The 18,166-nt window shown below is 72.8% G+C and carries 18 protein-coding genes; 9 read left to right on the top strand and 9 right to left on the bottom strand.

From position 1 onward, the window contains the following. The first annotated feature begins 22 nt into the window (after positions 1-22). Complete coding sequence (locus tag FHS39_RS13685; RefSeq protein ID WP_184349589.1) at positions 23-748, top strand: lysophospholipid acyltransferase family protein; 726 nt, start codon at positions 23-25, stop codon at positions 746-748. On the opposite strand, the gene FHS39_RS13690 is transcribed toward FHS39_RS13685, so the two are convergent. From FHS39_RS13690 to FHS39_RS13700, 3 genes are read right to left on the bottom strand one after another with little or no spacing between them, the layout of a single operon-like run. Next, complete coding sequence (locus tag FHS39_RS13690; protein WP_184349590.1) at positions 745-1,827, bottom strand: threonine aldolase family protein; 1,083 nt, start codon at positions 1,825-1,827, stop codon at positions 745-747. The genes FHS39_RS13685 and FHS39_RS13690 overlap by 4 nt on opposite strands. Further along, positions 1,824-2,585, bottom strand: coding sequence for an SDR family NAD(P)-dependent oxidoreductase (locus tag FHS39_RS13695; RefSeq protein ID WP_184349712.1), 762 nt, complete (start codon positions 2,583-2,585; stop codon positions 1,824-1,826). The genes FHS39_RS13690 and FHS39_RS13695 overlap by 4 nt, the downstream gene beginning before the upstream one ends. Positions 2,586-2,620: 35 nt before the next feature. Continuing rightward, positions 2,621-4,018: a DUF6421 family protein gene (locus FHS39_RS13700; RefSeq protein ID WP_184349591.1), complete on the bottom strand. Its 1,398-nt coding sequence runs from the start codon at positions 4,016-4,018 to the stop codon at positions 2,621-2,623. Between the two features lie 306 nt (positions 4,019-4,324). Between FHS39_RS13700 and FHS39_RS13705 the strand changes: the two genes are divergently transcribed. From FHS39_RS13705 to FHS39_RS13715, 3 genes are read left to right on the top strand one after another with little or no spacing between them, the layout of a single operon-like run. After that, entirely contained in the window at positions 4,325-5,284 is a 960-nt protein-coding gene (locus FHS39_RS13705; protein ID WP_246470193.1) for an ABC transporter substrate-binding protein, read from the top strand. 44 nt (positions 5,285-5,328) lie between these two features. Continuing rightward, positions 5,329-6,204, top strand: a complete 876-nt coding sequence (locus FHS39_RS13710; protein WP_184349713.1) for an amino acid ABC transporter permease — start codon at positions 5,329-5,331, stop codon at positions 6,202-6,204. Continuing rightward, positions 6,201-6,965, top strand: coding sequence for an amino acid ABC transporter ATP-binding protein (locus FHS39_RS13715; RefSeq protein ID WP_184349592.1), 765 nt, complete (start codon positions 6,201-6,203; stop codon positions 6,963-6,965). The genes FHS39_RS13710 and FHS39_RS13715 overlap by 4 nt, the downstream gene beginning before the upstream one ends. 16 nt (positions 6,966-6,981) lie before the next feature. Here the strand turns inward: FHS39_RS13715 and FHS39_RS13720 are convergent, their stop codons facing one another. Beyond that, on the bottom strand, positions 6,982-7,533 hold the full coding sequence (locus FHS39_RS13720; protein WP_184349593.1) for a GNAT family N-acetyltransferase: 552 nt from the start codon (positions 7,531-7,533) through the stop codon (positions 6,982-6,984). An 85-nt stretch (positions 7,534-7,618) separates the two neighbouring features. On the opposite strand from FHS39_RS13720, the gene FHS39_RS13725 reads away from it, so the two are divergent. The 5 genes from FHS39_RS13725 (at position 7,619) to FHS39_RS13745 (ending at position 11,175) form a co-directional block, all read left to right on the top strand. Next, the gene (locus FHS39_RS13725; protein ID WP_184349594.1) at positions 7,619-8,011 is read left to right on the top strand and encodes a VOC family protein; all 393 of its coding nucleotides are present in this window, start codon (positions 7,619-7,621) and stop codon (positions 8,009-8,011) included. A gap of 152 nt (positions 8,012-8,163) precedes the next feature. After that, complete coding sequence (locus FHS39_RS13730; RefSeq protein ID WP_184349595.1) at positions 8,164-8,769, top strand: DUF5134 domain-containing protein; 606 nt, start codon at positions 8,164-8,166, stop codon at positions 8,767-8,769. Between the two features lie 81 nt (positions 8,770-8,850). Beyond that, the gene (locus FHS39_RS13735; RefSeq protein ID WP_184349596.1) at positions 8,851-9,798 is read left to right on the top strand and encodes a M56 family metallopeptidase; all 948 of its coding nucleotides are present in this window, start codon (positions 8,851-8,853) and stop codon (positions 9,796-9,798) included. A gap of 74 nt (positions 9,799-9,872) precedes the next feature. Then, positions 9,873-10,436, top strand: coding sequence for a YceI family protein (locus FHS39_RS13740; RefSeq protein ID WP_184349597.1), 564 nt, complete (start codon positions 9,873-9,875; stop codon positions 10,434-10,436). 43 nt (positions 10,437-10,479) lie between these two features. Beyond that, a complete protein-coding gene (locus FHS39_RS13745) occupies positions 10,480-11,175 on the top strand; it encodes an HAD family hydrolase (RefSeq protein ID WP_184349598.1) in 696 nt (231 codons plus the stop codon). Positions 11,176-11,201: 26 nt separating this feature from the next. Here FHS39_RS13745 and FHS39_RS13750 read toward each other — a convergent pair whose 3' ends face one another. From FHS39_RS13750 to FHS39_RS13770, 5 genes are all read right to left on the bottom strand, one after another. After that, positions 11,202-12,047, bottom strand: a complete 846-nt coding sequence (locus FHS39_RS13750) for an ATP-grasp domain-containing protein (protein ID WP_184349599.1) — start codon at positions 12,045-12,047, stop codon at positions 11,202-11,204. Next, positions 12,044-12,910 (bottom strand): ATP-grasp domain-containing protein, encoded by an 867-nt coding sequence (locus FHS39_RS13755; RefSeq protein ID WP_184349600.1) that lies wholly within the window; start codon positions 12,908-12,910, stop codon positions 12,044-12,046. Before FHS39_RS13755 ends, FHS39_RS13750 begins: the two co-directional genes overlap by 4 nt. A 147-nt stretch (positions 12,911-13,057) precedes the next feature. After that, the gene (gene meaB / locus FHS39_RS13760) at positions 13,058-14,053 is read right to left on the bottom strand and encodes a methylmalonyl Co-A mutase-associated GTPase MeaB (protein ID WP_184349601.1); all 996 of its coding nucleotides are present in this window, start codon (positions 14,051-14,053) and stop codon (positions 13,058-13,060) included. A 4-nt stretch (positions 14,054-14,057) separates the two neighbouring features. Further along, complete coding sequence (scpA, locus tag FHS39_RS13765; protein WP_184349602.1) at positions 14,058-16,259, bottom strand: methylmalonyl-CoA mutase; 2,202 nt, start codon at positions 16,257-16,259, stop codon at positions 14,058-14,060. Then, complete coding sequence (locus FHS39_RS13770) at positions 16,259-18,139, bottom strand: methylmalonyl-CoA mutase family protein (RefSeq protein ID WP_184349603.1); 1,881 nt, start codon at positions 18,137-18,139, stop codon at positions 16,259-16,261. Before FHS39_RS13770 ends, scpA begins: the two co-directional genes overlap by 1 nt. Positions 18,140-18,166 lie beyond the last annotated feature (27 nt).

The raw sequence follows: 18,166 nt of genomic DNA on the forward strand, positions 1-18,166 counted from the left end.
TCCAGCGAAGGATCTTCCCGATATGGCAGAGCTCGTCTATCCCCCGGTGATCGGCGCCGCCCGCACCATGTTCAAGGCGCTCGACCTGCGCTTCGACATCAAGGGGACCGAGCACGTTCCGCAGCAGGGCGGGGCGGTCCTGGTGAGCAACCACATCGGATACCTGGACTTCGTCTTCTGCGGGCTGACCGCCCGCCCGGCCAAGCGGCTGGTGCGCTTCATGGCGAAGGAGTCGGTCTTCCGGCACAAGGTCTCCGGGCCCCTGATGCGGGCGATGAAGCACATCCCCGTCGACCGTGCGGCGGGGCTGGACGCCTACCGGCACGCACTGTCCGCGCTGCGCTCGGGCGAGGTCGTCGGGGTCTTCCCGGAGGCGACGATCTCCTCGTCGTTCACCCTGAAGAACTTCAAGTCGGGGGCCGCACGGCTGGCGCAGGAGGCCGGGGTGCCGCTGGTGCCGATGGCGCTGTGGGGCACCCAGCGGCTGTGGACCAAGGGACACAAGCGCGACCTGGGCCGCAGCCACATTCCGGTGACCATCAGGGTGGGCGAGCCGGTGCCGACGGACCCGGCCGAGTCCGCCGACAGCCTCACCGAGCGGGTCCGCGGCCGGGTCCAGGAGCTGCTGGAGTCCGCCCAGCGCGCCTACCCGGTGCGCACCGAGGGCGCGCACGACACCTGGTGGATCCCCGCCCACCTGGGCGGCACGGCTCCGGCCCCCGCGGAGGCCGGAGCCGCGGGCTGCTAGCGCTTGGCCATCTCCTCCGCGACCGCGGCGGTAAAGGCGTCGACGTCGGCCTCGGTGGTGTCGAAGGAGCACATCCAGCGGACGTCGCCGGCCGTCTCGTCCCAGAAGTAGAAGCGGTAGCGCTTCTGCAGGCGCTCGCTCACCGCGTGCGGCAGGCGGGCGAAGACGGCGTTGGACTGCACCGGGTGCAGCACCTCGACGCCTTCCACCGCCCGTACGCCCTCGGCCAGGCGGGCGGCCATGGCGTTGGCGTGCGAGGCGCTGCGCAGCCACAGGTCGCCCGTCAGCAGCGCTTCGAACTGCACGGAGACGAAGCGCATCTTGGAGGCGAGCTGCATCGACAGCTTGCGCAGGTGCTTCATCGCCTTGACCGCGCCGGGGTTGAGGACCACCACGCACTCGCCGAAGAGCAGGCCGTTCTTGGTGCCGCCGAAGGAGAGCAGGTCCACCCCGGCGTCGGTGGTGAAGGCCCGCAGGGGCAGGCCGAGGCTTGCCGCCGCGTTGGCCGCGCGGGAGCCGTCCAGGTGGACCTTCATCCCCCGCTCGTGGGCGTGGTCGCAGATCTCCCGGATCTCCTCGGGCGTGTAGCAGGTGCCCAGTTCGGTGGTCTGGGTGATGGAGACGACCTGCGGCTGCGCGCGGTGCTCGTCCTCCCAGCCCCAGGCCTCGCGGTCGATCAGCTCGGGCGTGAGCTTGCCGTGCTCGGTCGGCACGGCCAGCAGCTTGAGGCCGCCGACACGCTCGGGCGCCCCGCACTCGTCGACGTTGATGTGCGCGGAGGCAGCGCAGATCACCGCGCCCCACCGCTCGGTGACGGCCTGCAGGGCGACGACGTTGGCGCCGGTGCCGTTGAAGACCGGGAACGCCTCGGCGGTCGGCCCGAAGTGGGCGCGCATCACGTCCTGCAGGTGGGCCGTGTAGTCGTCCTCGCCGTAGGCGACCTGGTGGCCGCCGTTGGCGAGGGCGAGGGCCGCGAGGATCTCGGGATGGGTGCCCGCGTAGTTGTCGCTGGCGAAGCCGCGCAGCTCCGGGTCGTGCCGGCGTATCGCGTCGGTCGCCGCCGACGGGGTGGTGCTCATGGTTGCGGGGTCAGCCACAGACGGGTTCCGTTCACATCCTGGGCGGGCTTCTCCCAGACGTCGACGATGGCCTGCGCCAGGTCCTTGACGTCGGTGAAACCCGCGAATTTCGCATTGGGCCGCTCGGCGCGCATGGCGTCGTGCACCAGCGCCTTGACCACCAGGACGGCGGCCGCGGCGGGCGGGGCCGCATCGCCCCCCGCCTTGCGGAAGGAGTCGCCGAGCGCAAGGGTCCACGCCTCCGCGGCGGCCTTGGAGGCGGAGTAGGCGGCGTTGCCCGCGGTGGGCTTGGACGCCCCCGCGGCGCTGACGAGCAGGTAGCGGCCGTTGCCGCTGCGGCACAGCGGGGCCTCGAAGGCCAGCGAGGTGTGCTGCACGGTGCGGATCAGCAGCTTCTCCAGCAGCTCCCAGTCCGCGAGGTCGGTCTCGGCGAAGGTGGCCGAGCCGCGCCAACCGCCGACCAGGTGCACCAGGCCGTCGATCCGGCCGAACTCCTTCTCGGTGCGGTCGGCCCAGGCGCGCGTGGCGTCCAGGTCGAGCAGGTCGACGGTGTCGCCGGTGACGGTGGCGCCGCCGTGGGCGTAGCGCGCGGCGTCGACGGCCTCGGCGAGGCGGGCCGCGTCCGCGTCGGCGGCGACGACGGTCGCCCCGGCCTCCGCCAGGCGCAGCAGTGCCGCCCGGCCGGCGGGGCCCGCGGCCCCTGCCACCGCCACGACGGCGCCCTCCAGCCGGCCGTTGCCGTTCGTCGGAGCGCTCATGGTCGTCGCCTCCTTCTCCCGCTCGGTCGTGTCGCTCACGCGGCCACCTGCTCGGTGCGCGCCGGGGTGATCCCCTTGGTCGAGGCGATCACGCCGCGCAGCTTCTTGGCAAGGGCCTCATAGAACATGCTGAGCGGGAATTCGTCCGCGAGCACGTCATCGACCAGCTTGCGAGGCGGCTGAGTGAGGTCGAGGGCGTCGGGGCCCTTGGCCCACACGGACCCGGGGTGCGGGGCGAGGTAGGTGGAGACCAGCTCGTAGGCGGCGAACCAGTGGACGAGCTTGGGGCGGTCGATGCCGTCGCGGTAGAGCTTTTCGATCTCGCCGCACAGCTGGTTGGTGATCTGCGGGGCGCGGTCCCAGTCGATGTGCAGGGTGTTGTCCGTCCAGCGTACGACCTCGTGCTTGTGGAGGTACGCGAAGAGGAGCTGGCCGCCGAGGCCGTCGTAGTTGCGCACGCGCTCGCCGGTGACCGGGAAGCGGAACATCCGGTCGAACAGCACGGCGAACTGGACGTCGCGGCCCTGGGCGTAGCCGTCGGCCTCCAGCTTCACGGCCTCCTTGAAGGCGGTGAGGTCGCAGCGCAGCTCTTCGAGCCCGTACATCCAGAACGGCTGCCGCTGCTTGATCATGAAAGGGTCGAAGGGCAGGTCGCCGTGGCTGTGGGTACGGTCGTGGACCATGTCCCACAGGACGAATGCCTGCTGGCAGCGGTCCTGGTCGCCGATCATGTCGGCGATGTCGTCGGGCAGCTGCAGGCCCAGGGTGGCGACGGCGGACTCGGTGACGCGGCGGAAGCGGGCGGCCTCGCGGTCGCAGAAGATGCCGCCCCAGGAGAAGCGCTCGGGGGCCTCGCGCACGGCGATGGTCTCGGGGAAGAGGACGGCGGAGTTGGTGTCGTAGCCGGCCGTGAAGTCCTCGAAGGTGATGCCGAGGAAGAGCGGGTTGTCGTAGCGGGTGCGCTCGAGCTCGGCGAGCCACTCGGGCCATACGACGCGGAGCACGACGGCTTCGAGGTTGCGGTCGGGGTTCCCGTTCTGGGTGTACATCGGGAAGACGACGAGGTGCTGGAGGCCGTCGGCGCGCTCGGCGGCGGGCTGGAAGGCGAGCAGCGAGTCGAGGAAGTCCGGGACGCCGAAGCCGGTGTCGGCCCACTTGCGCAGGTCGGCAACCAGTGCGCGGTGGTAGGCGGCGTCGTGCGGCAGGAGCGGCGAGAGCTGCTCCACGGCGGCTATGACCAGATCGAACTCGGCCCGGACGGCCGGGCCCGGGGGTGCGCCCTCCGCTTCGAGGTCGATGGAGCCGTCGGCCGACTGCCACGGCCGGATCGTCTCCACGGCGGCCTTCAGGGCGGCCCAGGCGGGGTGCTCAACCACGCGATCCACGGACAAAGTGTCGGCCTTTGCCACTGGGGACGCAAAAATTTCCGTCACGACTACCCCTCCTCAGGAGAACCGGCGTTAAGACACCGTATCCATGTGAGGTTCTCCCGCTCAAGGGGAGCAACCACAAATTATCCTGCGGATCCCCGCGCAGGCCGCTGTTTTTCCTGTCGACTACCGCCGTACGAGGGATCACGCATAGCCATACGTCACGTGCTTCGCACAGGCCTCAGGCGGCGTCCTAGGTTCTTTCCGGCCACTTTCCGGCGACTATGTCAGGTGTCCGTCTGTCCACCCGTTGGGGCCGGAAATTCATGAAGCGGCAACAGTCTTCCGCCATTCGGACGGATCATGGTCATGACCTGGACAGACCGCCCGGTGCACTGCCAGTCTCCCGCCATGTCGCTCGCCGAGAAGCCCAGCCGCGCAGCTGCCCGGACCTCGCTCCGGACCGCCGCCTTCGTCCTCGTGCTCGCAGCGGCCGCCGGCTGCGCCCCTCAGGAGGACGCCGACTCCGCGAAGGCTTCCGGTGCCTCCGGGACCGCTTCCGGGGCACAAGCCTCCTGCACGAAGGGGCATCTGGCCACTCGGACGGCCGGGCGGCTGACCGTGGGCACGGACAAGCCCGCGTACGCCCCCTGGTTCCAGGACGACGCCCCCGCGAACGGTAAGGGCTTCGAGTCGGCCGTCGCCTACGCCGTGGCCGACCGGCTCGGCTACCCGGCGGGCGACGTGGTCTGGCAGACGGTGCCGTTCAACAGCGCGGTGACACCGGGCGAGAAGAAGTTCGACTTCGACATCAACCAGGTCTCGGTCAGCGACGAGCGGCGCCGGGCGGTCGACTTCTCCTCCGGCTACTACGACGTGCGGCAGGCCGTCATCGCTCTCAAGGACTCCCCCGCGGCGAAGGCCCGCACGGCCGCCGACCTCAAGAAGGCGAGACTCGGCGCGCAGGTGGGCACGACCTCCCTCGACGTCGTCAACGACGTCATCAAGCCGGAGAAGCCCGCGGCCGTCTTCCAGAAGAACGACTTCGCCAAGACGGCACTCAAGAACGGCCAGGTCGACGCCATCGTCGTGGACCTGCCCACCGCCTTCTACATCACGTCCACCGAGGTGCCCGAGGCCAAGGTCGTGGGCCAGTTCGAGGCCGCCGCCGGAGGCCGGGCCGAGCAGTTCGGGCTCGTCCTGGACAAGGGCAGCCGCATCACCGGATGCGTCAGCGCAGCCGTCGACGGCCTGCGCAAGGACGGCACGCTGGCCCGGCTGGAGAAGAAGTGGCTGTCCGAGGCCGTCGACGCTCCGGTGCTCAAGTGACGGCCGGCCAGGCGGTGTCGCCGGAGCCGCAGGACGCCGGGCCCATGGCCGCGGACGGCACCGCCGACGTCCGGCCGTACGTGCCCTCGGCCCGGCGGCTGGAGCGCGAGCGCTTCCAACGTGCCCGGACCCGCCGCGCCACGGCCGTCGCGGCGGCCAGCACGCTGGTGACGGCCGTCGCGCTCTTCCTCGTGGTGGTCGAGTCCCCCGGCTGGCCCCGGACCCGGGAGACCTTCTTCAACGCCCACTACGCCCGTGAGGCGCTGCCGCACATCCTCGACGGGCTGTGGCTGAACATCCGGCTGCTGGTGGTCTGCGGCGCGGCGGTGCTCCTGCTCGGCCTGCTGATCGCCGTCGCCCGCACCCTGCGCGGGCCGGTGTTCTTCCCGCTGCGCGCCCTCGCCACCGCCTACACCGACTTCTTCCGCGGGCTGCCGCTGATCATCTGCCTGCTGATGGTGGTCTTCGGGGTGCCCGCCCTGCGGCTGCAGGGGGTGACGAACGACCCGGTGCTGCTCGGCGGCACCGCACTGGTGCTCACCTACTCCGCCTACGTCGCCGAGGTCTTCCGCGCGGGCATCGAGTCCGTACACGCCGGCCAGCGCGCGGCCGCCCGCTCGCTGGGGCTCGGCAGCGGGCAGACGCTGCGCTACGTCGTCCTGCCGCAGGCGGTGCGCCGGGTCGTGCCTCCGCTCCTCAACGACCTGGTCTCGCTCCAGAAGGACACCGGGCTCGTCTCGATCGCGGGCGCCGTCGACGCCGTCTACGCGGCCCAGATCACCGCCAGCAAGAGCTTCAACTACACCCCGTACGTGGTCGCCGGGCTCATCTTCGTGGCCCTGACCATCCCGATGACGCGGTTCACCGACGCGGTCACCGCACGGATGGACCGCCGCCGGGCGCAGGGAGGAATCGTATGAGCGAGAGCGGCGGACAGGGCCCGGTGCTGCGGCTGGAGGCGGTGCGCAAGACCTTCGGGCGGACGGTGGTCCTGCGGGACGTCGACCTGGAGGTGGCGCCGCACACGGTGACCGCGCTGATCGGTGCCTCGGGCTCCGGCAAGTCGACGCTGCTGCGCTGCGCGAACCTGCTGGAGGAGATCGACGACGGTGCGATCTTCCTCGACGGGGAGGAGATCACCGACCCCCGCGCCGATCCGGACGCCGTGCGGCGCCGCATCGGCGTGGTCTTCCAGGCCTACAACCTCTTCCCGCACATGACCGTGCTGCAGAACATCACCCTCGCCCCGCGCCGGGTGCACGGCGTGGGGCGCGCGGAGGCGGAGGAGCGGGCGCGCGAGCTGCTGGAGCGGCTCGGCCTGAGCGGCAAGGCCGGTGAGTATCCCGACCGGCTCAGCGGCGGTCAGCAGCAGCGGGTGGCGATCGTACGGGCGCTGGCCTGCCGGCCCCGGCTGCTGCTGCTCGACGAGATCACCGCGGCGCTCGACCCCGAGCTGGTCGGCGAGGTGCTCGACGTCGTGCGCGGGCTGAAGGACGAGGGGATGACGATGATCCTGGCCACCCATGAGATGGGCTTCGCCCGGGACGTCGCCGACCAGGTGTGCTTCCTCGACGGCGGGGTGGTGCTGGAGCGCGGCACCCCGGCCGAGGTCTTCGGCGAGCCGCGGCAGGAGCGAACCCGGCGCTTCCTGCGACGCCTCGTCCAGGCCGGACGGCTGTAGGGCCTTTCCCGGGCCGTCAGGCCAGCTTCTTGACCAGCAGCTCGAACTCGAGGTCGTCGCGCTGGGGTATGCCGAACCGCTCGTCGCCGTAGGGGAACGGGCTCATCCGCCCGGTGCGCCGGTAGCCGCGCCGCTCGTACCAGGCGATCAGCTCGTCGCGCTGGCGGATGACGGTCATGTGCATCTCGGCCACGCCCCACTCGACATGGGCGAGCCGCTCGGCCTCCGCCAGGACGGTCTTGCCCAGCCCGCCGCCCTGCGCGGTGGGACGGACGGCGAACATGCCGAAGTAGGCGTGGTCACCGCGGTGTTCCACATGGCAGCAGGCCACCGGCTCGCCGTCCAGCTCGGCCACCAGCAGCCGGCTGGCCTCGTGCTCCACCACGGCCAGGACGCCGTCGGGGTCCGTGCGCCGGCCCTCCAGGAGGTCGGCCTCCGTCGTCCAGCCGGCGCGGCTGGCGTCACCGCGGTAGGCCGATTCGACCAGCTGCACGACGGCCGGGACGTCGGCGGCGGTGGCGGGCCGGAAGGCCGGTCCGACGGCGCGGCTGCGGGTGGCGGTGTCCATGCGGTGCGGTGTCCTCTCCTTGCGATTCCCAAGACTTCGGGCGCTTGTACGACCCTAGCCGAGGTGGTGTGCGTACAGTCGCCGCATGGTGCACGTACTGAGCAGCAGGGTGCTACTGACGCCGACCGATCCGGAGCGGTCGCGGGCCTTCTACGGCGGGGCGCTGGGGCTCGCGGTCTACCGCGAGTTCGGCACGGGTCCCGAGCGCGGCGTCGTCTACTTCCTGGGCGGCGGGTTCCTGGAGGTCTCGGGCCGCTCGCAGACTCCGCCGGGGCCCGGGCTCGAACTGTGGCTGCAGGTGGAGGACGCCGCGCGGGCGCACGAGGAGTTCACGGCGCGGGGCGTGGAGGTGCTCCGGCCGCCGGAGAAGATGCCCTGGGGCCTGATCGAGATGTGGATCGCCGATCCGGACGGGGTGCGCATCGCGGTGGTCGAGGTGCCGGAGGGGCATCCGATGCGGTACCGGCCGGGCATCTGACGGCGCGTACGCCCGCCCGCTGCCGTACGCCCACTCTGCGCGGGCGTACGGCGGCGGCCGCCTGTGCTCCCCCTGTGCGCCCGTGCGCTCCCGTGCGACCCGGCTCGGCCGGGCATTCTCCGGGGGTAGGTGTGCATCCGGGGAGGTGGAGCGTGCACGGACCGCCGCTGATCGGCTGGGGGCTGGTGGCGCTCTGCGCCGCGGCGGGGATCTACTGCCTCTCGCGCACGCGGGCCGGCGCGGCGGGGGAGCGCCGGGCCGCATGGGGAGACGCCCTGATGGGCCTGGGCATGGCCGCCATGGCGGTGCCCACCGGCGCGCTTGATGCCCGGCCGTGGGGGACGGCCGCGTTCGCGGCGGTGTTCGGCGCCGTCGGCCTGCACGCCCTGGCACCGGCCCGGGCGCGCGCGGAGGCGAGCCGGGCGCATGACGGACACCAACTGCACCACGCCGTGGGCGCCTTCGCGATGGTCTACATGGCCCTGGCGATGGCCCACTCCCCCACGGCCGGGCACGGCGGCGTCCACCACCTGGGGGCCGGACACGAACCGGCCGGGACGCCGCTGCTCACCGGGGTGCTGTTGGTGTATTTCGCGGTGTACGTCGTCCGGGCGGTGGCCCGCATCGTCCCGGCGCCCGCGATGGTCCCGGGCGAGCCCCCCTGGCCGGGGCCGGAGCGGGCGTACGGGTCCGGGCTGACGCGCGCCTGCCGGCTGTCCATGGGGATCGGGATGCTGGCGATGCTGCTGACCATGTGAGCGGCCGTCGGCTCGCGTGGTGTGCGTCACTTCCCGTGCGGGGGCATGTCCGGCCCCGCGCCGCCCTCATAGGGTGATCGCATGATGGTCCCGCTCGCGTTGCTGGTCCTCGGCGGACTGGTTGCGGCGATGGCGCCGCGCGTGCTGACCCGTACCGACTGGCCCGACCGGGAACCCGTCCTGGCCCTGTGGGTGTGGCAGTGCGTGGTGGCCGCCGTGCTGCTGTGCTGTGCGCTCGCGATGTTGCTGAGCGCCGCCGCGGCCTGGGAGGCCGTCCGGGGCAACGTCTTCGCCCCCGCGCCGCACGGCGTGATGGAGGCCTACGCGCTCACCGGCTACGGGGCGTGGGCCGCGCCCCTGGCCGTGACCCTCGCCTGCGGTGCCGTGTGGACCGGGGCCATGCTCACCCGGGAGATCCGCGGGGCCCGGGCCCGGCGCCGGGCCCGCCGCGCCGAGCTGCGCGTCCGCTCGCCCCGGCTGCCCGGCGAGGCACGCGGCGGCGAGCGGCTGGTGGTGCTGGAGGGCGAGCGCCCCGACGCCTGGCTGCTGCGCGGCGGCGCCGCACCCCGGCTGGTGATCACCACCGGTGCGCTGCGGCGTTTGAAGGGCCCCCAGCTGGATGCGGTGCTGGCCCATGAGCAGGGGCATGCGCGGGCCCGGCACGACTGGCTGCTGCACTGCTCGTCGGCGCTGGCCAACGGCTTTCCGCAGGTGCCGGTCTTCGCCGCCTTCCGCGACCAGGTGCACCACCTGGTGGAGCTGGCGGCCGACGACTCGGCCTCGCGGCGCTTCGGGCGGCTGACGACCGCCCTGGCCCTCGTCGAACTCAACGAGCACCGCGGGGTGTTCGGCCCCTGTCCCACCCGGCCCTCGCACGTCCCGGACCGGGTGCACCGCCTGCTGGCCCCCGCGCCCCGGCTGACGGCCGCCCGCCGGCTGCGGCTGACCGCCGTGGCGGCGCTGGTGCCCTTCGTGCCGGTGCTGGTGACGTTCGTACCGGGCCTGCGGGCGCTGGGCTGGTCGCACTGACGGCCCGCACGACGGGAAAGCCTGTGCTTCCCGGCGTACCCTGACACAGGGGTCACAGCCGCCTGGGAGCCGCCATGGCCACGACAAAATGGTTCTTCGAGCCCAGCCACACCGGTGCGGAGTTCCGCGCCCGGCACATGATGGTCGCCCATGTGCGCGGCCAGCTCAAAAACGTACAGGGGTCCTTGGAAGTCGACCCCGACGAGCCGGAGAAGGCCCGCATCACGGCGACGGTCGACGCCACCGGGGTCTACACCGGCCAGCCGCAGCGCGACGCCCATCTGCGCAGCGCCGACTTCTTCGACGTCGACAACCATCCGACCTGGACGTTCACCGGCTCGCGCATCCACCAGGCGAGCGGCACCGAGTTCGAGGTCACCGGCGATCTCACCGTGCGGGGCGTGACGCGCCCCGTGACGTTCCAGGTGACGTATCTGGGGCAGTGGGACACCCCGTGGTGGGAGGACGGCAAGGACCTCGGCCCCAGGCGCCGGGCCGGCTTCTCCGCGACGGCCCGCCTCAACCGGCATGACTTCGGGGTGAGCTGGAACGACGTGGTCGACCGGGGCGGGGTGGTCGTCAGCGACATGATCGACGTCCTCGTGGACGTCGAGGCGGTGCTGGAACCCGGCGGATGACCATGGGGGGATGAGGCCGTCGCCCGGCGGGGAGACTCCCGCCATGACGATCAAGGGTGTGCTCTTCGACTTCTCCGGAACCCTCTTCCGCATCGAGTCCACCGAGTCCTGGCTGCGCACGACATCGGAGCGTGCCGGTGTGCCGCTCGACGGCGACCGGACGGCTTCGCTGGCCCGGCAGCTGGCGGATGCCGGCGCACAGCCGGGCGGACCTGCGCCGACGGTCGTACCCGCGGACCTCGCCGAGGTGTGGGCCGGCCGCGACAGCAGTACGGAGCAGCATCGGGCCGCGTACACGGGCATGGCCCGCCGGGTGCCGCTGCCGGATCCGGGGCTCTACGACGCCCTGTACGCCCGGCACATGGAGCCCGCGGCCTGGCGCCCGTACGCCGATGCGGCCGGCGTGCTGGCCGGGTTGCGCCGCCGGGGCGTGCGGACGGGGGTGGTGAGCAACATCGGCTGGGACCTGCGCCCGGTCTTCCGCGAACACGGCCTGGACGCCTGGGTGGATGCGTATGTGCTCTCCTGCGAGCACGGGCTGCAGAAGCCCGATCCACGGCTGTTCCGCACCGCGTGCGAGGCTCTCGGTCTGCCGCCCGAGGAGGTCGTGATGGTCGGCGACGACCGGCGCGCGGACGCGGGGGCGGCCGCGGTGGGGTGCGAGGTGTTCCTGGTGGACCATCTGCCCGTGGAAGAGCGCCCGGGCGGCCTGTTGCCCGTTCTCGACCTGGTCGGCTGAGCCGCGGGCGCGCAGCCGCCCCCCGGTCACATGGTCGCGGGCACGCGGGGGCGGCGGCCGCCCGCCGCCGTGCGCAGGGCCAGATCGGCCAGCGCCTCGGGGGCGCCGATCTGCCCGCGTATGCCGGGAAAGGCGTTGATGTCGACGATCACCGGTGTGCCGCCCGCGTCCAGCACGTCGACGCCGTAGACGTCGAGGGCGAAGACCTCGCCCACCCTGCGTACCAGGTCGAGCAGGCCCACGGGCAGGTCGCCGGAGTCCAGCGGACGGGTCGCCTTGTCCGGTACGGGCGTGGCCAGCTCCGAGCGGCGCAGGCCCGCGAAGACGTGGCCGTCGACCACCCAGAGCTTGTGGTCCCAGCCGTCGTTGGGCGTGAAGTCCTGGACGACCACCGGCTCGTCCGGCCACTGCCGGGCCAGCGCCCGCAGCTGCGCGCGGTCACCGACGCGGGCCACCAGGTCGTGGCGGCGGCTGTGGCGGCTCTTGACCACGACGGGGAAGACAGCACCCTCGGCGTCTCCGGCGCCGGCGGCCACGGCGAGGTGGGTGAGCGAGGGCTCGGTGCGGGTGGCGGCAAAGGGCAGCCCGGCGGCCAGCGCGCGAGCGGCCATGGCGGTGCGGTCCTGGCAGAGCTCGGTGGCGGCGGCCGAGTTCAGCACGGGCGCGCCGTGTTCCTCCAGGTGCCGGGCGTAGGCGAGGGCGCGTGGCGTCCGCGTCTTGAGCAGGTAGACGTCGGCGAGCGAGGAGGGATCCGGCAGGCCGGTCGTCTCGTTCGGGTCCAGCGACGAAACCTCGTGCTGCGACCTCAGCAGGGCGGCCGTCCGGGCCAGGAGCGGATGGCCGGCATCCGGTGTGAGCAGGCAGATCCTCATGCGCCGCCGCCGACCGTCACAGGGGCCGCGGGCCGGCCGCCGGGGGTGCGCCCCTCGGCCCCGGCCAGGCGCAGCACGGCCCAGGCCACCTTGGTCACGGCGTCGGGCACCTGACGGAAGCTCGGGAAGTCGTTGACGTCGACGACCACCGGGCCCTCGGGCCCGAAGACGACATCCACGCCGTACAGGTCGAGCCCGTAGACCGCGCCCACCTCGGCGGCGATCGCCGCGACCTCGGCGGTCAGCGGCACCTGGCGTTCGCGCACCGGGTGGTCGGGGTGGAGCGGGGAGCGGCGCTCGGTAGCGTAGAACTCGCCGTCGACGCAGTACACCTTGAGGTCGACGCCCGAATTGGGCACGTATGACTGGGCGATGAGCATGCCGTCGGCGGATATCTCCGGGGCGGCCTCCACCAGGTGCCCCGGGTCCGGTACGAGGCGTACGGCCCGTCCCGAGCTGCCGTCGGCGGGCTTGACGACCAGCGGGTAGGCGTCGGCGGGCAGGGCGGCGAACTCCTCGGCGAGCACGGCCGCGTAGGTGGCGGGCACCGGCAGGCCGCGGGCCTCGGCGAGCACGGCGGCCAGGGCCTTGTCCCGCACCCCGCGTATCGATCGGGCGTCGTTGACCGTGGTGAGCCCCACGGCCGCCGCGCCCTCCAGCAGCGTCAGCCCCGGCCCTCCGGAGACCGTCTTGAGCACCCAGGCGTCGTGCCGGCCGGAGCGCACCTCCTCGGAGAGCCTGATCAGCGAACTGCCGGGCCGCAGCACGTCCACCCGGTGGCCCCAGGCGGTCAGTTGGCGTATCACGTCCACCGGCATGCCGTCGTACCGGTACTGCTCCTCCACCAGGAAGCAGAGTCTCATGTGGTGCATCATCCTCGATATCCCGGATGTCCGACGTTTGCTCCGGCGGAGCTTGTGACGGCTCAGGATGTCATGAGGACACGGCTTCTCCGCCCGGCCCCCCTGACCGTGCCGCGTGGCCGGGCGGGAAGGCGGGCGGACGGGCGGTCAGGAGCCGCTGCCGTCCCGGAATGCGTGCAGCAGCCGCCCCGCGGCCGCACTCGCCGTCATGGTGCCCTCGCGCAGCGCCGCTTCGAGGCCGGGGCCCACCCGGCGCACCTCGGGGTGGTCGCGCAGCTCGCCCAACAGCTGCTCGCGCACCATCGTCCAGGCCCATTCCACCTGCTGCTCGCGGCGCCTGCCGTCCAGTTCCCCGGTCGCGCCGAGCACCCGGCGGTGCTGCTCCACCCGCTCCCACACCGCGTCCAGGTCCGTGCTCTCGCGCCCGCTGCAGGTGAGGACGGGAGGCTTCCAGGCGGCGTCCGGGGTCTGGAGCAGCCGCAGGGCCCCGGCGAGCTCCCGGGCGGCGGACTTGGCGTCGCGTTCGTGCGGGCCGTCCGCCTTGTTGACGGCGACGATGTCGGCGAGTTCCAGCACGCCCTTCTTGATGCCTTGCAGCTGGTCTCCGGTGCGGGCGAGGGTGAGCAGCAGGAAGGTGTCGACCATACCCGCGACGGCCGTCTCCGACTGGCCGACGCCGACGGTCTCCACGAGCACCACGTCGTAGCCGGCCGCCTCCATCACCACGATGGTCTCGCGGGTGGCCCGTGCCACGCCGCCGAGCGTGCCGGCGGTGGGCGAGGGGCGGACGAAGGCCGCGGGGTCGACGGCGAGCCGCTCCATCCGGGTCTTGTCGCCCAGGATGCTGCCGCCGGTCCGGCTGGAGGACGGGTCGACGGCGAGCACCGCCACCCGGTGCCCGAGGCCGGTCAGCATGGTGCCCAGGGCGTCGATGAAGGTGGACTTGCCCACCCCGGGCACGCCGGTGATGCCGACCCGCCGGGCCGCGCCCGCGTGCGGCAGCAGCTGCGTCAGCATCCGCTGGGCCAGCTCGCGGTGGTCGGCCCGGTTCGATTCGACGAGGGTGATGGCGCGGGCTATGGCCGCCCGCTTGCCGTCCAGCACGCCCTTGACGTAAGCGTCCAGATCAATCGTCCGTGCCATGGGCTCACAGCTCGTGGCCGAGGACCCCGGCGAGGGTCTCCAGCAGGTCGTGGGCGGCGTCGGGGATGACCGTGCCGGGCGGGAAGACGGCGGCGGCGCCCATCTCCAGCAGGGTGGGGACGTCCTGCGGCGGGATGACCCCACCGACGACGATCACGATGTCCTCCCGGCCCTGCTCCGCCAGTTGCTCGCGCAGCGCGGGCACCAGCGTGAGGTGGCCGGCCGCCAGCGAGTTGACGCCCACGATGTGCACGTCCGCCTCCACCGCCTGCCGGGCGACCTCGGCCGGGGTCTGGAACAGCGGGCCGACGTCCACGTCGAAGCCGAGGTCGGCGAAGGCCGTGGCGATCACCTTCTGGCCGCGGTCGTGGCCGTCCTGGCCCATCTTGGCGACCAGGATGCGGGGACGGCGGCCGTCCTCCCGCTCGAACGCCTCGACCAGCGCGCGGGTTCGCTCCACTGCGGACGACGCTCCTGCCTCTTCGCGGTACACCCCGGAGATCGTACGGATCTGCCCGGCGTGCCGTCCGTAGACCTTCTCCAGGGCGTCGGAGATCTCTCCGACGGTGGCCATGGCGCGTGCCGCGTTCACGGCCAGGGCCAGCAGATTGCCTTCGAGGCCCGCGCCGGGGCCGGACTCGGCGGCCGCGGTCAGGGCGCGCAGCGCGTCCTGGCAGGCCGCTTCGTCGCGCTCGGCGCGCAGCCGCTGCAGCTTGGCGATCTGCTGGGCCCGTACCGAGGAGTTGTCGACCTTGAGCACCTCGATCTGCTCGTCGCTGTCGACCCGGTACTTGTTGACCCCGATCACCGGCTGCCGGCCGGAGTCGATGCGGGCCTGGGTGCGGGCCGCGGCCTCCTCGACGCGCAGCTTGGGGATGCCCGCGTCGATGGCCTTGGCCATGCCGCCGGCCGCCTCGACCTCCTCGATGTGCTGCCAGGCGCGGCGTGCGAGGTCGTGGGTGAGCTTCTCGACGTACGCGCTGCCGCCCCACGGGTCGATGACCCGGCAGGTCCCGGACTCCTGCTGAAGCAGCAGCTGGGTGTTGCGGGCGATGCGGGCGGAGAAGTCGGTGGGCAGGGCGAGGGCCTCGTCCAGGGCATTGGTGTGCAGCGACTGGGTGTGACCCTGGGTGGCGGCCATGGCCTCCACGCAGGTGCGCGCCACGTTGTTGAAGACGTCCTGGGCGGTCAGCGACCAGCCGGAGGTCTGCGAATGGGTGCGCAGCGACAGCGACTTGACGTTCTTGGGCTCGAACTGCTTGACGAGCCGGGCCCACAGCAGCCGGGCCGCGCGCAGCTTGGCGATCTCCATGAAGAAGTTCGTGCCGATGGCCCAGAAGAACGACAGCCGCGGTGCGAAGGCGTCCACGTCGAGGCCCGTGCCCAGGCCCGCGCGCAGGTACTCCACCCCGTCGGCGAGGGTATAGGCGAGCTCCAGGTCGGCCGTGGCGCCGGCTTCCTGGATGTGGTAGCCGGAGATGGAGATGGAGTTGTAGCGCGGCATCTTCTGCGAGGTGTACGCGAAGATGTCGGAGATGATCCGCATCGAGGGCTGCGGCGGGTAGATGTAGGTGTTGCGGACCATGAACTCCTTGAGGATGTCGTTCTGGATGGTCCCGGCCAGCTTCTCGGGCGGTACGCCCTGTTCCTCGGCGGCGACGATGTAGAGGGCGAGGACGGGCAGCACGGCGCCGTTCATCGTCATCGACACGCTCATCCGGTCCAGCGGGATGCCGTCGAAGAGCTGCCGCATGTCGTGGATCGAGTCGATGGCCACGCCCGCCATGCCGACGTCGCCGGTGACGCGCGGGTGGTCGCTGTCGTAGCCGCGGTGGGTCGGCAGGTCGAAGGCGACGGAGAGGCCCTTCTGGCCGGCCGCGAGGTTGCGGCGGTAGAAGGCGTTGGACTCCTCGGCGGTGGAGAAGCCCGCGTACTGCCGGATGGTCCAGGGCTGGTTGACGTACATCGTCGGGTAGGGGCCGCGCAGGTAGGGCGCGATGCCCGGATAGGTGCCCAGGAAGTCGACGCCGGCCAGATCCTCGGCGGTGTACAGCGGCTTGACGCCGATGCCCTCGGGGGTCTCCCAGACCAGGTCCTCGGCGCGGTGGCCGGTGCTCTCCTTCAGCGCCGTGCGCCACTGGGCGAGGTCGGCGGGGGCGGCGCCGGCCGGGCCCAGTTCGATGCCGGAGAAGTCGGGGATCCGCATCACGCCACTCCCATGCGGTCGAGGACGGTGGAGAGGACGGCGACCGCGTCGCCGCCCGCGAAGACGAACTCGTCGACTCCGGCTCGCCGGTAGGCTTCGCGCCGCTCCCCCGGTCTGCCCGCGAGGAACACCTGCCGGGCGCCCGCTTCCTTGAGGGCGGCGGCGACGGCTTCGGCGTGCTCGGCGTACAGCGTGTCGCTGGAGCACAGGCAGGCCACGGTGGCGCCGCTGCCGGCGAACGCCGCGGCGGACGCCGCGGGGGTCTCGGGCGCCGTGCACGGCACGGGCTCGATGCCGCCGGCCTGGAAGAGGTTGGCGGCGAAGGTGAGCCGCCCGGTGTGCGCGGCGGCGGGGCCGAGCGCGGCGAGGAAGGCGCGGGGCCGGTCGCCGGTGGCGGCGAGGTGGGCGTCGGAGCGGGTCCGCAGCTCCTCGTACGCCTCGTCCCGGCGGACGACGGGCAGGCCGCCGGCCGGGGCGGCGGGGGCGGGGTCCCGGTGCACCGGCTCCTCGCCGAGGTGCGGGAACTCGCTGACGCCGGTGATGGGTTCGCGGCGTGCGGCCAGGTCGGCGCGGCGGTCTTCCCAGGTGGCGGCGAGGCGCTCGGCGACCAGCCCGGAGCGCAGCGCGGCGGCCTGCCCCCCGGCGCGCTCGATCTCCCGGAACCACTCCCAGGCGGCGTGGGCGAGTTCGTCGGTGAGCCGCTCCACGTACCAGGAGCCGCCCGCCGGGTCGATGACGCGGGCCAGGTGGGACTCCTCCAGCAGGATCGTGGAGGTGTTGCGGGCGATCCGGCGGGCGAAGGCGTCGGGCAGGCCGAGGGCGTGGTCGAAGGGCAGCACGGTGACGGCGTCGGCGCCGCCCACTCCGGCGCCCAGGCAGGCGACGGTGGTGCGCAGCATGTTCACCCACGGGTCGCGGCGGGTCATCATCACCGAGGAGGTGACGGCGTGTTGGCGCTGGGCTCCGGCCGCGGGCGCGCCGCCGCTGACCTCGGCGACGCGGGCCCACAGCCGCCGTGCGGCGCGCAGCTTGGCGATGGTCAGGAACTGGTCGGCGGTGGCCGCGTAGCGGAACTCCAGCTGGGCCAGGGCCTCTTCGACGGTGAGCCCGGCGTCGGTGAGCGCGCGCAGGTAGGCGACACCGGTGGCGAGGGAGGCGCCCAGCTCCTGTGCGGCGGAGCCGCCCGCCTCGTGGTAGGGCAGGGCGTCGACGGTCAGGGCGCGCAGGCCGGGGTACTCGCGGGCGCACTGCACGGCGAGGCCGGCGGCGGCCGCCAGCGGCCCGGCGAGGTCGTCGCCGCCGCTGCGGGCGGCGGTGCCCAGCGGGTCGGCGCCGAGGTTGCCGAGGGCTGCGGTGCGAGGCAGCTCGCGCTCGTCGTAGAGGCGCAGCAACTGCCGGGCGGCGGCCTCGAACTCGGCGCCCGCGTCGAGGACGACGGGGGCGAGGTCGAGGTAGACGCCGTCGAGGGCGGCCGGCAGGGCGTCGACGGGCAGTCCGCGCTCGCCGGCAGTGAGCCAGAGGGAGGTGACGCCGTTCTCCAGGTCGGCCAGGATGGCCTCGTTGGCCCGGCGCGGCTCCGAGCGGGCGTGGTTCTGGCGTACGTCCCAGCCCGTGACGGCCGTGCCCTCGGGCCGGCCGCCGCGGGTGAACGGCGGGAAGCCGGGCCGGCCGGGGTCGGGCGCGCCATCCTCGGCCGTGTAGAGCGGCCGGGTCGCGAGCCCGTCCTCGAGCGCGGTGGCCAGCGCTTCCTCGGCCGCCGGACCCTCGGCCGCGGTACCCGCCTTGCTCAGCACGCCTTCGACGAGGCGCTGCCACTGCTGGCGGGTGGCGTCCGGGAATTCGGCGGCCAGGGAGAAGCCGTCATCAGGCAGGACCGTCATGGGGGGAAGGCTAGGCGAGCGGGTGCG

The organism is Streptomyces olivoverticillatus (genome assembly GCF_014203555.1).
Lineage (GTDB): Bacteria > Actinomycetota > Actinomycetes > Streptomycetales > Streptomycetaceae > Streptomyces > Streptomyces olivoverticillatus.